Below are 17718 nucleotides of genomic sequence, written 5' to 3'. Positions count from 1 at the left end.
CGGGCCAACGATCCAATTGTCCAAGGCAGCCGAAAACGGCCACCGATGGTGTTTTTTGAAATGGCCTCCCCTGGGCCTGTGCGGCTCGCTGCGTCTTTCCGCCCTGTGTCTTTTGCCAGGAGCTTGTCCGTTGCACCAGAACTGCACACGTGTTCATATAGGGGCGCTATGTAACGGTTGTGTCAAGGGTTTCGGTGTCTCACAAAAAAAACATCACGCCCGAAAGGGACGACAGATGAAGCGACAAGGGTCAGCTGGCGGCAAACGCCAACCCCGGGTGACAGCCGCAGATGTGGCTGAAATCGCTGGCGTTTCGCGTTCGGCTGTTTCTCGGGCTTTCACCGAGGGCGCCTATCTGGATCAAGAAAAACGTGAACGGATCCTGCTGGCGGCACATGAACTCGGCTACCAGCCCAATGCGCTGGCCGCCAGTCTGCAGGGGGCGCGCTCCAATCTGGTTGCGGTTTTCGCCGGTGAGATGCGCAATGAATACGACAAGGAGGCGACCTCTGCCCTGATCGCCGGCCTGAATGCCGCGGGCAAATGGCCGGTGGTGATCGCCGGTGGTGGCGACCATGCCCGCGATGCGGTGACCCAGGTGCTCCGCTATCCGCTTGATGCGATGATCCTGCGTAGCGGCAGTCTTGCGACCGAAATCGTCGAACTCTGTAGCAAACTGCATATCCCGGTCATCGCCTCTGGCCGAATCATCGCAGCAGAGGGCGTCGACAACATCTGTCTGCGCAACCACGAAGCCGCACAGATGGCGGCGGATCTGTTTGCGCAACGCGGCCGTCGCCGGGTTGCGATGGTGGGCGGTCCGGGGGAATTCGGCGCGACCGCTGAACGCCGCAGCGGACTGCTTGCCGGGTTGACGGCCAAAGGCATCACACTGGCGGGGGAGATCACCGGAACCTACACCACCGAGAGTGGATATTTCGCCACCCGCAATCTGCTGGAACAGACTGATTTCGATGGGATATTCTGTGCCAATGATGCCATGGCCATCGGCGCACTCGGTGCGCTGCGGGATGCCGGTCGGGTGGTTCCCAAAGACGTCTCGGTGATCGGTTTTGATGACATCGAAATGGCCCGTTGGCCGACCATACGACTGACCACGTTGCGAAACCCGATTGACGGCATGGTTGCCGCCGTATTGCGCTGCCTGGAGCGGCGCTTGGATTACCCGCAGGCCCCCGAAGAAACGGTGAGGCTGGACGCAGAAATGATCCTGCGCGACACCCACTGACCAGGTCCATACAGCGGATAGGCTGAGACGACTGCCTACCCTGCTGCGGCGCCGGATTGAAAGCTGTACCGCGGCGAATACATTGCCTGCCAGCCGCCTGTCTCGGCCCACTGCTCAGCGGGCGGGTGCCGAGATATGTCACCGATCAGCCAGGGCACCAGGTCTCCGGCGCGGGCCAGTGATTGCACCTCCCGGCGTGTCAGAAAAGGCAGAACACGAGGCCCATAAGCCTGCTCTACCGGATGGAGGATCAGCTGCGGCAGGCATTTAAACAGTCCCAGGCGATCTGCCGGGCCAAGCGTGGAGACCGCCATAGGGCCGGGATAAAACGTCTCGCTGGGGATTCCGTTCGACAGGATATTCTCGTGCTTTTTCAGTAGTACATGAACATAGGTAACCTGCGTCACCTCCCGTGCGAACGATGCAAATCCGGTTACCTGTGCCAGATGCTTGGCGCGCACATGCACCGGGCGCCCGCTACTGCGCTGTTTCATCAGGACGCAATGCTGAGGCGAAACAAGCAGCGCCCGCTCACCGCCAAAGGCGTCCGGGTCCAGTCGTACCGGCATCAGCGCCTCCGATAGGCGCTTGCGCGTGGCGGTGAACGACGATGCCCCAACCCATAGGATTTGCTGGGCACCCGCCCCCATTGTGCTGACACAATCACCGGGGCTGAGGTCTTCGACCTTGACGCGCCCGGTTGGCGTCTGGATCAGCGTCCCGGCCGTAAAACAGGGTATGCCCATCGCGTGCATTTCGGGCCCGTTGTCCACCTGCGACCGCTGCACCCCGACCAATGTGATGCTCTCCCCATTGGGGAAGGTCATGATCGCATCGCCGGTCCCGTCACCATTGGTATCGGTCACCACGACATCACCGATTTTGACTGGATCTCCAGCCAAATTGGTGAGCCCTGAAACATCCAGCTGATCAACCGTGGTCCCGTCACCGCTGTCCGTCAGATCGAAATCATAGATCAGATCGGATCCCGCCCCATCGGCCAACACCAGCTGATCGCGATCTGCATCCGCAGTCAGCCGAATGATGTCGTCGCCAATGCCGCCAACAATCGTATCAGCACCAGCCCCGGCAACGATGGAATCGCTGCCGCTGCCACCCTTGATGGAATCGGCCCCCGCGCCGCCGGTTATGGTGTCGTCACCGCCTCGAGCATCTATATCGACCCCGGCACTATCCGCGCTGGCATTCACGACATCGGCCTGCTCGGTCAGGTTCAGACGCTCGATCTCCGAGAAACTGACCGTATCGGTTCCGTTGGTGATCGTCCCCATCTCGTCGCCGGTATAGGTCACAGTCACTGGCCCGGTCAGGCTCGACATGGAAAGCGTATCGCTGTCGTTGCCCCCTTCACCACCAACAATGGTGTCGTTGCCGAAGCCATCCTGGAGAAGGATGAGGTCCGCGTCGTCCCCGGCATCTATGCTGTCAGCGCCGGTTCCGCCCGCAATGGTGTCATTCCCGGCACCGCCATAGATGACGTCTGCGCCGGCGCCGCCAATGATGCTGTCGCCCGAGGTATCCGTGTCACCCGGCAGAGCATAGTCGGCATCTACCCGGGTTGCGGTGACGTTTGAGTAGCCGACAACGACACTATCAAGCGAAATACTCTCGATCGTCTTGCTGGTTAGAAGAACGTTCTCGGCGTTGTTCGAGGCTTCCGGCATCATGTAGACGTGGCCGTCCGTGGTCTGGATGACCACAGCCGTGAACGTCCCGGTGGTGCCGTCGGTGAACGTTACCGTTGCGTTATAGACCATGCCGGTGTCGACGAGCTTGTCTACACCGTTGATATTGATCGTTTCCGGCGCGGCTTCGTCATCGAAGTCGATGCGCGTATTCGCATTATCGTCTGACGCGATGGCAGTCTGGAAGTTGTTATATAGCTCTGCCCCCGCGCTCCCGTATGTCCCCAGCAGAGCGTTCGGGTTTTCGTTGGCGGCGTTCCCCTCGACGCTGTCGACCTCGGACGCCGTCCCAAGATGAATGACCGTGTAGGTGTTCCCTGCGGTATTGCTTCCGCCGACCGAGGTTGCCGGGTTTTCACCCCCGTAGATCGTGTCGTCGCCCAAACCCCCATCGATGGTGTCAGACCCTGTGCCACCGTAGATGAGGTCGTTGTCGTCCTGACCAAAGAGCCTGTCGGCCCCGGCGCCGCCGTCAACCGTGTCGGCCCCTACCCCGGCCCAGACAAGATCGTCGCCTGCGCCGCCGTCGACCACATCCGCTCCCGCGCCGGTCGATATCGTGTCATCACCAGCCCCACCCGTAACACTGTTGGCACCGCTGCCGGTTTGCACGTTGAGCGCCGAAGTCGCCGCAGATCCGTCCAGCGTGTCGTCTCCCGAATGGAGATAGAACCGCTCAAACTCCCAGAAATAGGCCGTCTGCCCCGCAAATGTGACGGTTCCGTCCCCATCGCCGGTAAAGGTGACGTTGACATCAACACCCGCATAATCGCCGTAGACCTCAAGCATATCGCCCAGGGTCTCTCCGGTTTCGCCACCGTAGAGCGATTCGCCATCCATGTTGTCATAGATTGCAACCCAGTCATCGCCGCCCTCACCGTAGAAGGTGTCATTGCCGGTATCGGTATCGTAGTTATCGTTCCCCTCGCCGCCGAAGATAATGTCATCGCCCGAGGAGCCGGTCAGGTAGTCATCACCATCACCGCCATAGATAACATTGTCATTGGCGTCGCCGTTGATTGCGTCATTACCCGATGTGCCCGACATCGAATTAGCAGGGATCGTCGTCGCATTGCCGGATCCGCTGGTCGTGTACCAAGTATCTGGAACAAAATAGACATTCCCGTCACTTCCATAGTGATAGGTGCCAGTGTCACTGATGTTTGAGTAGGTCTGACCGTCGCCCTGATAGACACCGCTCCAGGTCCAGCTGCCAGTCCCGATGACGTCGGCTGAAGTAAAGTTGGATTGGTTCGCAGAAATCCCGTCGCCGGCATCCAGTGTGCCGTCGCCAAGAGTGACAAGATACCCAACCGTCATGGCCAGCCTCCGAGTCTACCGTTCCTCGAGTGCGCGCCGGTGGGCCTGCCGCGTCTCGACGGGTGCATCAGGTTAGGCTGTTATGGTTGAAACAAAATGAATACAGGGCTTGCAACGGTCCGAAAATCGATACTGCTTTGTAAAATATATTAAAATTTAAATAGTATTTGCCTCTTATCCATTCTGATTTGACGAGCACCAGAGGCATTCAGCACGGATATCGCAGCTGAACAGAGCGAGACTACAACCGTAGAGCGCGCCTCCCCTCGGTCTTCACCTAAAGACGAATATGCCGCGAGGTATCAGTTGGCCACACCGAAACGCCGATTGTGGCCAGAGGAGCCAGACCCTCAAAAGCATCAAAAATATGTGGAAAAATGGCTGGGGTGGTAGGATTAAAAGTCGATCTTAAAAGTGTTTGAAATCAGTATGTTGGGCGAACTCTCGTGTAGGAATGTTGCGGGATTTGTTGCGGGAAATGTTGAGTGATGTTGCGATATTAAAGTAACGCAACATATTTTCCACATATCAAGTGCAAGAAGTGCTTTGATTCGCGTCCTAGATCGATCTACCGCCAATCATTTTCTGAACTTAATCGTTGAAAATAAAAAATTTTCCACGCTTCAAGGGTGGAAGTATTATGAAATCAGACTCACATATCATCTTAACATAGTTAAGATGATATGTGAGTCTGAGCAAAATGTCAATGCTGTAATTTATTGATTTTAAAAGATATTATGATTTATGGTCTGGAGTGTTCGAGATTTCCCTCGGTATTGCTAATATAATCGAGATGTGCGATGCGTTTATTCATGATGCAACGAGATGGCATAATCAGTCGGCGCTTGGAAGTAATTGAGCAAGAAATATACGACCTCGAATGCGAGAGGGCGTTATGGATTTCGCTTGGTCCAAAGCTGGTTGAGCGGGATGGGCTGCTTAAGGAGGGTGACAAGCTAACCGCTCGGTTTGCGGGTAAGTTCAAAGTTCTGGCGTTGGTCGCAGAGTATTTGGGCGGAGAGGATTGCCTGCTTTATGGTGGGGCTAGCACACGTGAGCTCTATCAGCACGTTGAGCAGGAGGTGTCTGAAGCTGACGCGGTCAACTACAATACCTTTAGGAGCCACATGGCTCGTTTTCTTAGGGAGGGCCGCCTCTACTACAATAGCGAAACTCATCGGTGGAGAGTGGGTAGGGATGAGCTCACTGTCAGCGAGGAAAATGTGGATGAGGAGTATGAGGAGTATCGGGCTAGCAAGGCCACTTAAAAAATGAAAGCTCGTGTCATGCCTGACGCGAGCCTTCAAATGAATTCTGTATCGTGCGACCGGGGCTTGACGATGCAGAGCCTCTCGGTAGCGCAAGCCAGTCTCCGAACAAAGACAGCTTTAGCGCATATCGGGTTAAAGGGCAATATACGCCCCAAGGGGGGATGGTGAAGTGACAAAGCGTACTTTCACCCCGCCACCCGGATATCGGTACGTTTTCCGCCCCTGGCGGACGTGTCCGAAGACCGGGCAGCGACTCTACGCGAAGGCGTTTGGGTTGCGCGCGTGGCCGATCTTGGTGCCTGAATAGGTCAACCGATCTGAGTCGAGTGCATAGTCATGGAAGGGGGCGGTCTGCGGGCGGCCCCTTCTTTGCGTTTACAATGTTGCGGGATTTGTTGCGGGATTGGGTTTGAATGACATAAACGGATTCGAACTCTGGGAAATTTTTCCCAATAAAATCAACGGATTATGTGAGAAAATGGCTGGGGTGGTAGGATTCTACATTTGGTTTCAGTTATCTAGCAAATCCACAGGAAGTGGGTTCGTTTGTCAAGTTGGCAAAACAGGTTTGAAACTCGGGGGAGTTTGGTCCGGAAAGAAGGAACTCGGCCCCGTGCCTCGCCGCAAGCGGGTTCACCTTGTGGCTGCCATAGCTCCATAGTGAATCGGGTCATGATCTCGAACAGCATCCAACAGTAGTGAAACGACTGCTTGCGCCTCACTCATGTCCGGCAGACGCATTCCCCCTGCGCGATTTAGAGTGTGGGAGTAAAAATGCATGAATTTCCGGGCCCGCTCGCAGTTGACTGGGTCAGTGATGATTTGGTCCAACTTGCTATCGACATTGACATGCTCAAACAGCTTAAAGGCCAAATAACCCTCGATGAAACGCCGCGCCATATTTCCCAGATTGAATATCACTTGAGGGTCGTTCGATGGGGCATCTTGGTAGGCCGACAACTGATGAAACAAAAATAAGTATTCAGATCGGTAGAGTTTGATAGCATCTGGGCATTCGATTATGCGCGAGCAGACCAGCCCGTTCGCATCAGTGCGTTCAATCAGGAAGGCTGAGCTATGCTCCTTCTTCATCTTGCTCATCCAATCCCATGTGAGATGGAAAAACTCGTAGTTGTGCGTAGACACAAAGAGCTGCTTAGCTAAGCAAGTATGCTTAGGGTTTGCCGTTGGGTCAAACTTGTAAAATGTATCTCGAATAAACGCGTTGATATGAAGGAGATGGTGTGAATCGAGGCTGGAAATTGGATCGTCGATGTAAACCACGGTGTCGGCAAGCTCATTGCCATTCTCTTGGAGCTTTGTGACGAAATAGCAAAATGCGATGGCTGTGCGTTCACCCTCACTCAGATTTCGCGCCTGCTGGGTCCCTCTCATCAGAACATACTTATCGTCTTGAGTGACTTTGACTTGCAGGTCAGCCTTTCCGAAAAAGCGCACCAAGGTATCATTGATCGCTACCGCGCCCTTGTTTGCCTGTGACAGTTGGGCCTGGAGAGACGAAATCTCGGCTTCGAGAGCGGCCAGACTGGTTGATGCAGACTGCTGAACAACCTTATGCTCTTGGATTTCAGCTAATAACTTGAAGCGATCAATTTTCCGCATTGCTTCAGAAGCATAGTACCTTTTCAACGTCTCAATCGCATCATCTCGTTCTTTTGAGAACTGCTCGGTGCGGTCGTTGTTTCTTTGAATTAGGGATTGGGCTTTCTTCACTGCCAGCTTGACTGGTTCCAGGTTTGGCACTTCGACGTCAAATTGAATTTTCTCGAATGGATTGCCATTTTTTTGGTTGAGGGCCTCAATGAGTTTTTGAAGCGAGTTGTTGAGGTGTGCGGTAGTTTGATCGAGTTCTTTCCATATCTCAGAATATTCGTCCTGAAAATCGACGTAAAACGCCGATTGGGGGTAGTCGATGGGTGAAAGATCCACGATGCGCTTTTCTAACTCGGAAATGGCAATTGTTACTTTGGATTTCAAACGCTCGAACTCGTCAGAAAAATGTTCATTCAGGGCTTTCAGACGTTCTGGAGAAAGTGGAGCCTCACAAAACTCACAGTGATCTTTATCCTTATGAAGATTGTGACCTTCCTCGACCCACGCACCGATTTCTGGGTGGTCAACCAGCCGGGAGATGGTTTCTGAAGAGCCAATTTCTTTGGTTAGGTGACCAACTGCCAGTTTCCAAATTCCATCAATAGCTTCGGTGTTTAGCGACAGAATTTTGATCGGCTGTTTTTGCTCCGCGGAGACCTTGGCGCGCGTAGTTTTTATAGTTTCGGCGTCCAACTCAGGTGGAAGAAACCCATTCCACTCAGCAAAAATCGGCCTCAGACTCGTTTTTATGAAGCGACCAACCGGCAGCTCCTTGGAGATTTGCGTGGCGCAGTCTGTCTCTGCCTTAGAAATAACCGTTTCGCGCTTTTTGACCTCCTGTCCTGCCTCATCTCTTTCGATCACCAATGCAGCGTGTTTCGCTTCTTTTTCATTTAGGTCATTGGTTAGGTCTATGTTCTCACTACCCAACAGGAAGATTGGATTGAACCCATCGGCTTCATCCCAAAGCAAATTTTCTTTCCGAAAATCCTCATTAAAAACTCGGACGATGCAGGGAAGCGCATAACGTTGATCATGGGTTGTTCCATCCATATCTTCGAGACTGAAGCTGGCGTTGGTGTAGTCGGGATGATGTTGACTATTTTCCAGGCATCGAAACATACGCGAAAGAGTTGTCTTTCCGGAGTAATTCCACCCGTAAATCAAGTTAAATGGCGCGAACTCTGGAAGTGCTGCACCAGAGAAGTTGTGAAACACACCAAGGTTTTGAATGTTAGTGATTTTCTTGAACATTTGCATTAGCGCCAGTCTACTTTGACAACCCAAACGTGGTTGCGAACGTGAGCCTATCCATTCTGAGGTTGACTTCAAGTCTCCACTTGCAATTTTAAGGGGGGAGACTTTTCGCCGCGCCGAACACCTAATCTGATGCTGAGATGGATGGCCACCCAGAATCTCTGGTGCGCCGGTCAGTGGCCCTTGCCGCTGCAAAATCGAATTAAATTTCAGGTTAGACGCAGAGATTTCCTGCAGCCTGAAGTGCGCTTACTCGAAACTTTGTTCCTTATCCTTGTTTCGCTTGGCTTCCCAGTCGCGTTCTCGATCTTCAGCCTCTTTCGCCCTTGCCAAAAACCTAACAGCCGCATCACGAACCTTCTGGTTGCTGTGTTCCAGCACTGCTTCCATAGATTTGGCACGAACGGCAATTTGCTCAGCAAGGCTACCCCACCACGATGATGGAGACAGATGCTCCAGGAAGCCATCAACCACGAGGTTTGGGTCTGGGGCTGTTTCCAGCAATGCATAAGCCTGTTTCGATAAGGAAAACGCTTCGTTGGCCGATTTATCAAATGAGGAAATCACTTGTGCGATCAGGTTCCAGCGGTGTTGATCATTTCCTTCCTGGCACCATTGAACAAGTTGCTCTGGAGGAATACCGGCTAACGGAGGAATCTCTCGTGCCGAATTCCGAAACAGACCAAACCGCTTATATTCTTCGATGGATGTATCCAGCAACGCGCGCTCCAGAAATGCTTTAGGCAGATGCTCAGCAATCACCTGGATGGAACCTTCGAAGTCGGAGAAAAAGCCGTATGAGTTAGCGACGCGCTCAAAGAGACCGTCCATCAACGCGTTCTTCTGTTTGTCATTTCCTTCGAAGCTCAGGCAAGCACGCAACACCTTTTGCATGCTGTAATCCTTCGAACCGCCCGGATCTGAATCTGAATTAGCGATAAGTTGGGTCGCAGAAATCAAACCTAATCGCCGGTGCTCCAGCCCAAGAGTATCAACCTCTTGGTCCTTGCCGTGAAGTTTCATCGAATAGGCCTCAAGAAGCTCACTCGCTCCCCCTTCCGAGGCCAAGATCTCTTCTGCCAATTCAATCATTTTTTGAGTTGAAACGACGTCATATTCAGATCGCCAGAGGAAACTTCCAATTCCTATTTGCGGTTGGCCTGCCTGTTTCAAAACAGTTACGCATCTGTCAAAATCGACCTCATTAAAGTCTTCGAACGGATGCAGGCGAATAATGCAAGGTTGCAGCAGTTCATCGGTGGCGCACTCATCTAATATTTGCGAGGCCAGCGACTTGTTTGTCTTGCCAATCTCCTGAAGAGCTCCACTAAGCACGTCAAAACTGAAGTGTTCGACTTCAGTTTTCCGCAATGCGATCACGAGCTGATCCCATGTTGCTCGGGCGTTAGGCGATCCTGCTACAAGGCCGCGTCCAAAGTCCTGTCTGTAGGGCGCGTGGATCGGTTCGAACAAATCACCGGCAATCAGGTCAAACAATCCTTCTTCAGAGCAACAAACCCGGCCAAGTTCAAAGGCCTGCTTTGCCTGCCGCTCTGCAGACTTTCTGTATTTTTGGGGATCATCGGGGTCGAATTCGTCGTCAAGAGACCAGATTTTTTGACCGGATCCAAGAACCAGCGCCCGGATTTCCCCAGCTAAATCGCTGGGCTTTAACTCCCTTTCGAGAGCCTCCAAAAGGTCTTTTTCGGTCTCCGATTGCTTCCGTCTTACCTTGGAGATACGAGCAAAATGGAGAATAGACCGAACACCGCGCCACCCTTCCAACCAAGGTGAGTCTGCGTTCAGGTTTCGTGCGACATCGGGCAAAACTTCTTGAAGATCCCTAATTCGCCAAAGCTCTCGAAAGCGTTCCGCCAAAACGCTTCTCGCAACCCGCCTACTCTTTGCATCCCCACCTCTTGCGATTGCTTCCGCAAATGCCAGGAAGGTTTGAAGCCATTCTACACTTTCGTCATGATTAGGGCGCCAGCCAAAGTCCCGTGGTCTGGCTCCAAAGTCTGAGGTGTCAGTCCCAGAAAATCGCTCGGTTCGAAGTGTTTCAGTTAGGAGTGAAAGACCAACTTCAACTACACTGGCGTCGTCGTGTTCTAAGCAGAATTTTACAAATGCAAGCCGTTGCTCAGTGGAGGCGTGTGTTCCAGAGTGGAGCAGGCCAAAGAATGATTTGATTTTCGATCGGGCATCATCGTGGTGACCGACTCGCCCTTCTTCAACGGCAAAGCGCAGAAGCATCATCATAGATCTTTCGAAAAGACCGGGATCGTAAGCGATCTTGGCAAGCAGAGTGAGCACCGTCACTCGTCTGGGGTGATGACGCGCAGATGAGAGCGCGGCAACAATTTCGTCAATTTGCGTCTCAATCTGTTCAAGAACGAGCTCTGGAGACACCGGAGCGACGTGCATTAGCATTTCAGCACCGTGCTCGTTAAGGCTGAGGAACTTGTTAAGAATTCCCCCTTCTTGAAGCCATTTTTCCACAATGTTCTTGGCAACGTCATGTTCATGAAGATAGCCGAGGCGTCTGCTAAATGACTTCAGAAGGCGCAAGCCTGCTTTGGCTTCAAATATCTCCAGAATCTCAGATTCCGGGATGTTCCTCAAGGCATCTGCGGCAAGTCGATTGGCGATTGCATGTGGCAGCACCGCGCGCCAGGGCCCGCGTTGTTGTGCAAGCTGTCTGTCTACCAAAGTCTGAGCGGCTCTGTGCATTCTTCGTCTTGAATGCTCGCACACCCCTCCAAGAATTGCTAATTCGTCAATACCCTCTTCATTCTCTTGGACTGAAAAGGAGTATACGAGGGAGAGAGCTTCAGCTTGCTCCTTGAGGTCTTTATCCGAGTCGTGGCGCTGGTAGAAAAGACGCTCGAAGAGTTGCCCGTCTGACAGTTCAGCCAAGCTTTCACCCGATGGAGCGGCGTCCGCAAGTGCAAGTGATAAGCGGCAGTTTCCCTCTGCAAACTCAGCAATTCTACGTGAATTTGGTCCAGAAAGTTTAGGGTGCCGCCTTGCAACCAAGCGTTCAGCGATCTCGGGCCCATGCGCCTTTATTCGAATGACTTCGGTTGTCTGGGGCTTGTCCTCACGAATATCATACTCAATTGTGACCAGCTTGATATTCTTGCCCTTACTTGCCAGGCGCGCCGCGAGAGAACCATGGAGGTCACTTGGGCAATTATCGAGCACAAGTATGACATCGCGCTGATCTGCAATAAGCGTGTCGAGCAAATTCGTTGCTGAGGGATCGGGGCCGTCGCCGATATCTGCGTAAATGACCGTAGTCCGATCTAACGGCTCGGTTGCGCCTACGTCCTCGAAAAACGCTTGAACAAATCTCGTTTTCCCAACGCCGGAAAGACCCGCGATCCGAATTGCTTTTGAGGAAGCCTTGATCAGTTCTCTCGCCGCAGGGATAGCATCTTCTAAGGAAAGCTCTGAGGTCTGACCGGGAACTGATACTGCTATTCCATCATGAAAAATAACAGAATCATCTGTGCCTTCTGGTGTCGCCGTCCATTTTTCGAATGGCCGCCAACAGCTGATTTTTTTGCCCAGAATTTTTCGGACCCAGAGTTGAACTGAAACATGTTGCCTCAACCATTGTGCCAGCCGTGATCGGTCGTAGAAATCCACATGAACGTTGGGATCTCCAACAAGTGCAGACAATTCCGCTTCCATCTTGTTTTTCCGAGCCTGGTAGTTTGGCGGAGCAGTGTCATCGCCAAGGCTAACGATAACAAATGCACCGGCTGCAGTGTTTAGGCGACCAAAAAGCTCTTTAGCGTTGTCTTTTCCCGTCATTTCCTCCGCTATCTTCGCTGGAGGCATGGATGGTTTCTTAACTTGGAAAACGGTCTCTGGACGTGGAACAAAGTCTCCGCAAAAATTCTCATCGGGCACAACCACCTGAACATCAATGCCACCATCTGGTGCGGTCAACGCCCCCATCCAACGAACGCAACTAACTGGATGCTGTGCTCTCGCTACTTCTGCCTCACTTAGGCGCGCGACCAGCTCCTCAAGCTGACCATCAGTCAGATTTGCGAGGTCATTCTTTTCGAGCTCAAAAATCGGCATCAATCGGTTCCTTTCAAAGCTCGGAAATTTCGATGGGAAGGCCTTGAGTTGGCAAGTTGGCTTAATACAGGCATCTCTCGACAGGGGTGTGCAACAATATCAGAAGTCATCTCAAAATTGTCCAGATCACAAAGAAGTTTCGAACCCACTTCTGAAAAATTCTTTGGGCTCTGCGGTCGCCGATCCGACAGGCCCAATGGACGGACAGACCAGCGCCCCCTAAGGGGGGCTTAGCTAGTCTGTCCGTCCATTTATAAAAAGTTCAGCGGTTTGTTTCTCAATTTTCCGAACAGAACAATCTCCAGTTCACCTGAGCGGCAAGGGGTCGCTCGGATGAACACTGGAGATTTCCATGACTACCTCAAACACGCAATCTAATGCGGCCACCGGTTTCGCTGACGGTAGCGCGTCCAATGCTGCAGCCCACAAGCCAGACTTGGACAAGAAATACATCGTCAAGCATTGGCTCCAGCCAGGGCACGTTGGCATGCTCGCAGCCCCTCCGGCACATGGAAAGACCGCAATCGTTGCGGCGCTGTGTGCAAACTTGGCGCTCGGCCACTCTTTTGCGGGCCTAAATGTTCGTCGGACTGCGATCTACTATTTGGCTCCCGAGGACCCGGTTGGCGTCAAAGATCGAGCATACCCATACTTGTCCGGAGCCCCTGCTGCGACAACACATTTCTACGTTGTGGATAAAACGCCGGAATTCCTGGATGAGCAACACATCGAGGGCATCATTGAAGACGTCGTTAAAATGAAGGTTAGGGCGCAGACTGAAACTGCCCTGGTTGTCGTGGACACGACCAATCTTTCAATCGGAAATGCGGATGAAAACTCATCTTCAGCAATGGGTGTTGTCATGTTGAATGCTCACCGAATTGCGCGAGAAGCAGGGTGCTACGTCTTGTTCATTCACCACACCTCTCACGCAGATAGCTCACGAGGCCGAGGATCGTCGGCCTTCGGTGCCAACGCAGATGACACCTTCCTCTTGCAGCGCCCCAAACAGGACACCGCTGAAAAAACCGTCCTGTTGACGCCGACAAAGCAAAAGGGTGTGCAATTGCAGTCGGCCATTTCCTTTCGGATCGACGCTTTCAAGGTAGGCCAAGATAGTGAGGGCGACGACGTTACCGTTCCAATGGCCGTTCCACTTGAAAGCAAAACTGACACTTCTGTGGCACCGGCTAACTCAAACCGTGCTCCCCAAGTAAAATCCTCCGGGGAAGCCCGCAAGGAAGACATGTTGCGTGTTTTGACGGAACTGCATCATGAAAACCCCGAGGCTTGGCACGAAGTCAAGCTTCTGCAGCGCCTTGCGGGAGATTCCTTCAACTCGTCACGTAAGAAGGCGGACTCTCTGCGCGTGGCCGTCAATCGTGCTCTGGCTTTGCTGGTCGAGGCAGGGAAAGTTGAAGCGAACGAGCGCCGCTTCCGACTCCTGGGTGAAGCTGCTGGACCCGTTGATGAACCAGGTCAGCACGTCAGTGATTGAACTCCCGAGGCGCGGGGCGCAGGTGTCTTTCACCTGCGTCGTCGCCCGGCGCTGTATCGGCCCGTGGGCCCTGGTTCGCAGTGAGGCATTCAATCTATTGCTCGAAATAATCCAGCGTCGCGGTGATCACCTCGCGTCGTTGGTTTTCTGGAAGGCGTTCGATTGTGAGATCAACCAGGCGATGCTTCCGGCAGTGGCTGGAAAGATGAATGATCAGCCGGTCAAGTGAGTTGTAAAAGTTTTCGTTCATGTGGTTTGGTTCCTATGTCCAGTTTGAAGGCGCACATCGGACAAAATCTAATGATTTTGTCCCACAAACCAAAACTGAGGCATGGCACTATTTTCTTTTCGACACAGCACAAAGACATTCTCCCCCAAAGTTGAGAGTGAAGCCCGCAAGGCACAGAAGGGGCAAACGGCAGCGCATCTTCGCTATATAGCGCGGCCCAAAGCGGCGCGTGTAGTGATCCAAGAACGCCTGCCCGCCTCTTCATTCGCCGCCACTGCTTGCGTGGTTGAGGACGCGGCTCAGAAGCGAAAAGGCCGCGTCTGCGAGCGCCTTGTTATTGCCCTTCCAGTCGAAGCCACCGGCACCCAACGAGAGGATCTTGTGCGCTCCTTTTGCGTGTTCATGACGAAGCAAAAGGCTGGTTATGTCGCTGCAATCCACGACCAGAGCGGCAACGACTTACGAAACCCACACGCCCATATTGTCCTATTCGACGAATATGAGCGCAATGGCGAGCGTGGACGCCCCCGGAGCGTGATTGGCATGGCCCGCAAGCACGCCATCGAGAACGCGGCGCGTGACTGGGCACAGTTGCACAACCGGATGATGCAGGGGTGGGGCTACGGCAAAAGCTCGATGATTGACCACAGGTCATATGCGGCACGTGGGCTTGAGCGCATTCCCACTATTCACGAGGGGCCTGCAAGCAGGGCCGTGCGCGCGAAGGGAAAGAAGCCGAATTCGAACCCGGCTTGGAAAAATATCGACGCCGGTCAAAGCCGCGCAGACGCAAATGCACTTATCCAAGAAATCAATGAAAACATGGAGAAGCTGAATGACCCAAATCGACTGGGAACGCACAATGAAAAATACCGAGACAGCCGCAAGGGCAGCGTCCAAACAAGCCGAGCGCGCCGTGGGGGGCTGGCACAGATGCTCGAAATACAACGCCGCCATTCTTCGGATCTCAAGAGCCTGAAGCAGGCCGTGGAGCGCTTGGAGGACCTTGTCACGCCCCTCTGCTCCGCGCCGACAGCAAGCCCCGAACCGAACACAGACCGTGTCCCTCGCGCGCGCCTGTGGCACTACCTGGGATTTTTCGCCGTTGGAGGCGGGTGCGGCGTGTTTTTCGTGAGTTGATGCTGCTGAGCGACACCCTCCGAGCCCGGCTCTCGCTTTATGATACGCAGAGCCAGACTTTGGAGATCGTAGAGTTCGACCGCCCCGCAGTGGAAAGGGACCTACCGCATTCGCCGAGAGTGCGATTTCCCCAATCGCAAGAGCGCATACGATAGGACCGCGTCATCACCGCGAACCCTACTTTAGGCAGCGGTGGAGTTGCCAAACGCCATGAACCTCTCAAAGGCTTCCGCCTGTGCGGAATTCCCAGGCGGGATCAAGGCATGTTCGGTGGTCAGGTCGTGCATAACCTGCGCGGCACGCTCGCGTGATACACGATCAAGGCCATGCCACTTCGGTGCACGAAGCCCGACCGAAGACTGGACGTAGACCGCGGCCAATTGCATGCCGTCAGCCTCCCGTGTAACACGCGCCGCTCCTACGCAGCCCTCGGCGTCCAGAGTGATTTCAACGTTTGCAGGCAGCCCTGTTACCAAACCACAGTCCGCGATGACCGGGAATCCATGAACACGGAAGTTGAAAACTTTCAGCCTGAAATCAGCCAGATCAAGCATCGACTTCAGCACCTGCATGTCAGGCGTTGTGTAGTGCTTCCCGATCACCGTTTTGGATGCGTGTCCGATAATCAACTGGCGGTCTGACTCGCTCACTCCGCCACGCCAAAGAGCCGAGGAAAGGGACATACGAAGTGCATAGAAGTCCTCGCTATGGTCAAGCAGCCCGAGGTTTTTGCGCACCGTCTGAAAGCGCTTTGTGAAGGTTTGATCCGTGAACTTTGGATTTTTCTTGTAGATTTCTGGAAACAGCAGGGCGTTCGGATCAATGCTCTTTCGTTTGATCCATTCTACCAGGCCGAGTTCCAGGAGCACTTGTGGTATTGGGACAATGCGTCGACTGGCATCGGTTTTGCCGTCTTGCTCCACAGACCAGGCAAAGCGAAGACAAAAAACGCCATCTTCGTGCCAAATCAGGTCACCTGATTTCAGTTGCAAAACTTCGGTCAACCGGGTCCCCATAGTCATCACGATCAAGGGCACCCAATACAGCGCGTCTCGAAGGATCGTTTTACCTGCCTGAGTGCGCCGGGACCGGCTGGAGCATCCACGGTAGAGTGGGGAAGTCAGTAGCTTTTTTAGGCGCACGCCACTCCAGCGAGAACGTCTCTTTGGTCGTGTCACCCGGAGAAACAAGGGCTCTGTTTTCCGCAACTCCTCGTCAAAAGCTTTCATCGCCTGGGAAAGCTCGGAATATGTCACTGCCTTTGTTGCACCGGTATACCCAAGATGCTTGGCTGCCGCCCGGAGAATTTCATGCACGCGATCCAGATGCCTCTCCAGGTTGGTTTGGGTCATGCGGATCGACAGAAGATCGGGGAGCACTGCCAATTGTTGGCGTTCACTCGCACCCGGAATCGCGCGCGCCTGGGAATAGCATTCGGAATCGTGCGCATCCGCAGCGGAGATAATGTCATACTTTGAGGGTGCTTCCCCTTCATCCTTGAAGCGGTTCTTGCCGTGCTTTTGGCCATGGTCACGCGGCAACCGATGCAGAAAGCGGGAGAATTCGACAATGCGCTGGGGAACCAGTTCGAGTGATATATCGCCAAAGAACTCCCCCAGCAAACTCGCAGTGGCATCGAGTTTGCGGCACATTTCTTGCGACTTACCTTGTTTTGCAACTGCAACGGCACGCGAGATAGAAACAAATGGCGGAATCTTCCCGCCCTGCGGCACAATCTGAAATCGCGCAAGGAGGCTACTTGCCACCGAAAGCGGGTCCTCGAAGTCTTCCAAGGCTGTCAGTTCCGACTTCCAGACCGATTTCAAAGTCGTTGCGAACTGCCGGGCAGCGCCAGGGTCCATTGAATTGGCTGGCTGTTCTCCAATCCTCTCAGCGGCTGTTAGCGCATGCTGGATGGGACGCGACAAGTCTCTTGCCCGTAACTCACTCTGGAAAAGATCCAGCTCTTCGCGCAACTGCTCAATCCGGGCTTCTGCGTCGAAAGCGGGATCCCCGAGATTGCCGAGTAATTCCTCGAAATTGCTGCGGACGATTTCGCGCGAGATTGCATGGATGGCGTCGGGTGCAACGGGTGTGATCGGCTCGATAAAGATTTTTTGCTCTCCTTCCTTGAGCGTCGTGATGAAGGGCTTCGACGCTGGTGTGGGAAGGAGGTGAGTTCCGGTTTGTCCGGACAGAAACGAGTTTGATAGTTTTTTTGAGTTCCGACCGGAGAACGTATTTGAGGGGGAATCGTAGCGGAAACGGCGAATAGCCGCACTGTACGCGCGGCGCGCATCAACCCTTGGTTGATTGTTGATTTTATTGGATTTTTTCAT

General features: G+C 53.5%; 9 protein-coding genes. 4 read left to right on the top strand and 5 right to left on the bottom strand.

What is annotated here, in order from left to right; all coding sequences use genetic code 11:
• Positions 1-235 precede the first annotated feature (235 nt).
• Positions 236-1249, top strand: coding sequence for a LacI family DNA-binding transcriptional regulator (locus tag VWZ87_RS16890; protein WP_416536385.1), 1014 nt, complete (start codon positions 236-238; stop codon positions 1247-1249).
• 35 nt (positions 1250-1284) lie between these two features.
• On the opposite strand, the gene VWZ87_RS16885 is transcribed toward VWZ87_RS16890, so the two are convergent.
• Positions 1285-4275, bottom strand: coding sequence for a Hint domain-containing protein (locus VWZ87_RS16885; RefSeq protein WP_416536384.1), 2991 nt, complete (start codon positions 4273-4275; stop codon positions 1285-1287).
• An 845-nt stretch (positions 4276-5120) separates the two neighbouring features.
• On the opposite strand from VWZ87_RS16885, the gene VWZ87_RS16880 reads away from it, so the two are divergent.
• A complete protein-coding gene (locus VWZ87_RS16880; RefSeq protein ID WP_416536383.1) occupies positions 5121-5543 on the top strand; it encodes a hypothetical protein in 423 nt (140 codons plus the stop codon).
• Between the two features lie 636 nt (positions 5544-6179).
• Here the strand turns inward: VWZ87_RS16880 and VWZ87_RS16875 are convergent.
• Positions 6180-8420: an AAA family ATPase gene (locus tag VWZ87_RS16875; protein WP_416536382.1), complete on the bottom strand. Its 2241-nt coding sequence runs from the start codon at positions 8418-8420 to the stop codon at positions 6180-6182.
• A gap of 246 nt (positions 8421-8666) precedes the next feature.
• The gene (locus VWZ87_RS16870) at positions 8667-12512 is read right to left on the bottom strand and encodes a hypothetical protein (RefSeq protein ID WP_416536912.1); all 3846 of its coding nucleotides are present in this window, start codon (positions 12510-12512) and stop codon (positions 8667-8669) included.
• A 352-nt stretch (positions 12513-12864) separates the two neighbouring features.
• Between VWZ87_RS16870 and VWZ87_RS16865 the strand changes: the two genes are divergently transcribed.
• Positions 12865-14010: an AAA family ATPase gene (locus VWZ87_RS16865; RefSeq protein WP_416536380.1), complete on the top strand. Its 1146-nt coding sequence runs from the start codon at positions 12865-12867 to the stop codon at positions 14008-14010.
• 94 nt (positions 14011-14104) lie between these two features.
• Here VWZ87_RS16865 and VWZ87_RS16860 read toward each other — a convergent pair whose 3' ends face one another.
• A complete protein-coding gene (locus tag VWZ87_RS16860; RefSeq protein ID WP_416536911.1) occupies positions 14105-14260 on the bottom strand; it encodes a hypothetical protein in 156 nt (51 codons plus the stop codon).
• An 81-nt stretch (positions 14261-14341) separates the two neighbouring features.
• On the opposite strand from VWZ87_RS16860, the gene VWZ87_RS16855 reads away from it, so the two are divergent.
• Positions 14342-15379 (top strand): MobA/MobL family protein, encoded by a 1038-nt coding sequence (locus VWZ87_RS16855; RefSeq protein ID WP_416536379.1) that lies wholly within the window; start codon positions 14342-14344, stop codon positions 15377-15379.
• Between the two features lie 182 nt (positions 15380-15561).
• On the opposite strand, the gene VWZ87_RS16850 is transcribed toward VWZ87_RS16855, so the two are convergent.
• Positions 15562-17718, bottom strand: a complete 2157-nt coding sequence (locus VWZ87_RS16850; RefSeq protein WP_416536378.1) for a tyrosine-type recombinase/integrase — start codon at positions 17716-17718, stop codon at positions 15562-15564.

Source organism: Phaeobacter sp. JH20_37 (assembly GCF_048056015.1).
Taxonomy (GTDB): domain Bacteria; phylum Pseudomonadota; class Alphaproteobacteria; order Rhodobacterales; family Rhodobacteraceae; genus Phaeobacter; species Phaeobacter bryozoorum.
Note: the sequence above shows the minus strand (reverse complement) of the source record. Positions and strands in the feature narration are given on the sequence as shown.

Bases quoted from the DNA above. Each gene is read 5' to 3' on its own strand.
- VWZ87_RS16875 (WP_416536382.1), bottom strand. From the start codon at position 8,420: ATGCAAATGTTCAAGAAAATCACTAACATTCAAAACCTTGGTGTGTTT.
- VWZ87_RS16865 (WP_416536380.1), top strand. From the start codon at position 12,865: ATGACTACCTCAAACACGCAATCTAATGCGGCCACCGGTTTCGCTGAC.
- VWZ87_RS16890 (WP_416536385.1), top strand. From the start codon at position 236: ATGAAGCGACAAGGGTCAGCTGGCGGCAAACGCCAACCCCGGGTGACA.
- VWZ87_RS16860 (WP_416536911.1), bottom strand. From the start codon at position 14,260: ATGAACGAAAACTTTTACAACTCACTTGACCGGCTGATCATTCATCTT.
- VWZ87_RS16885 (WP_416536384.1), bottom strand. From the start codon at position 4,275: ATGACGGTTGGGTATCTTGTCACTCTTGGCGACGGCACACTGGATGCC.
- VWZ87_RS16855 (WP_416536379.1), top strand. From the start codon at position 14,342: ATGGCACTATTTTCTTTTCGACACAGCACAAAGACATTCTCCCCCAAA.
- VWZ87_RS16870 (WP_416536912.1), bottom strand. From the start codon at position 12,512: ATGCCGATTTTTGAGCTCGAAAAGAATGACCTCGCAAATCTGACTGAT.
- VWZ87_RS16850 (WP_416536378.1), bottom strand. From the start codon at position 17,718: ATGAAAAAATCCAATAAAATCAACAATCAACCAAGGGTTGATGCGCGC.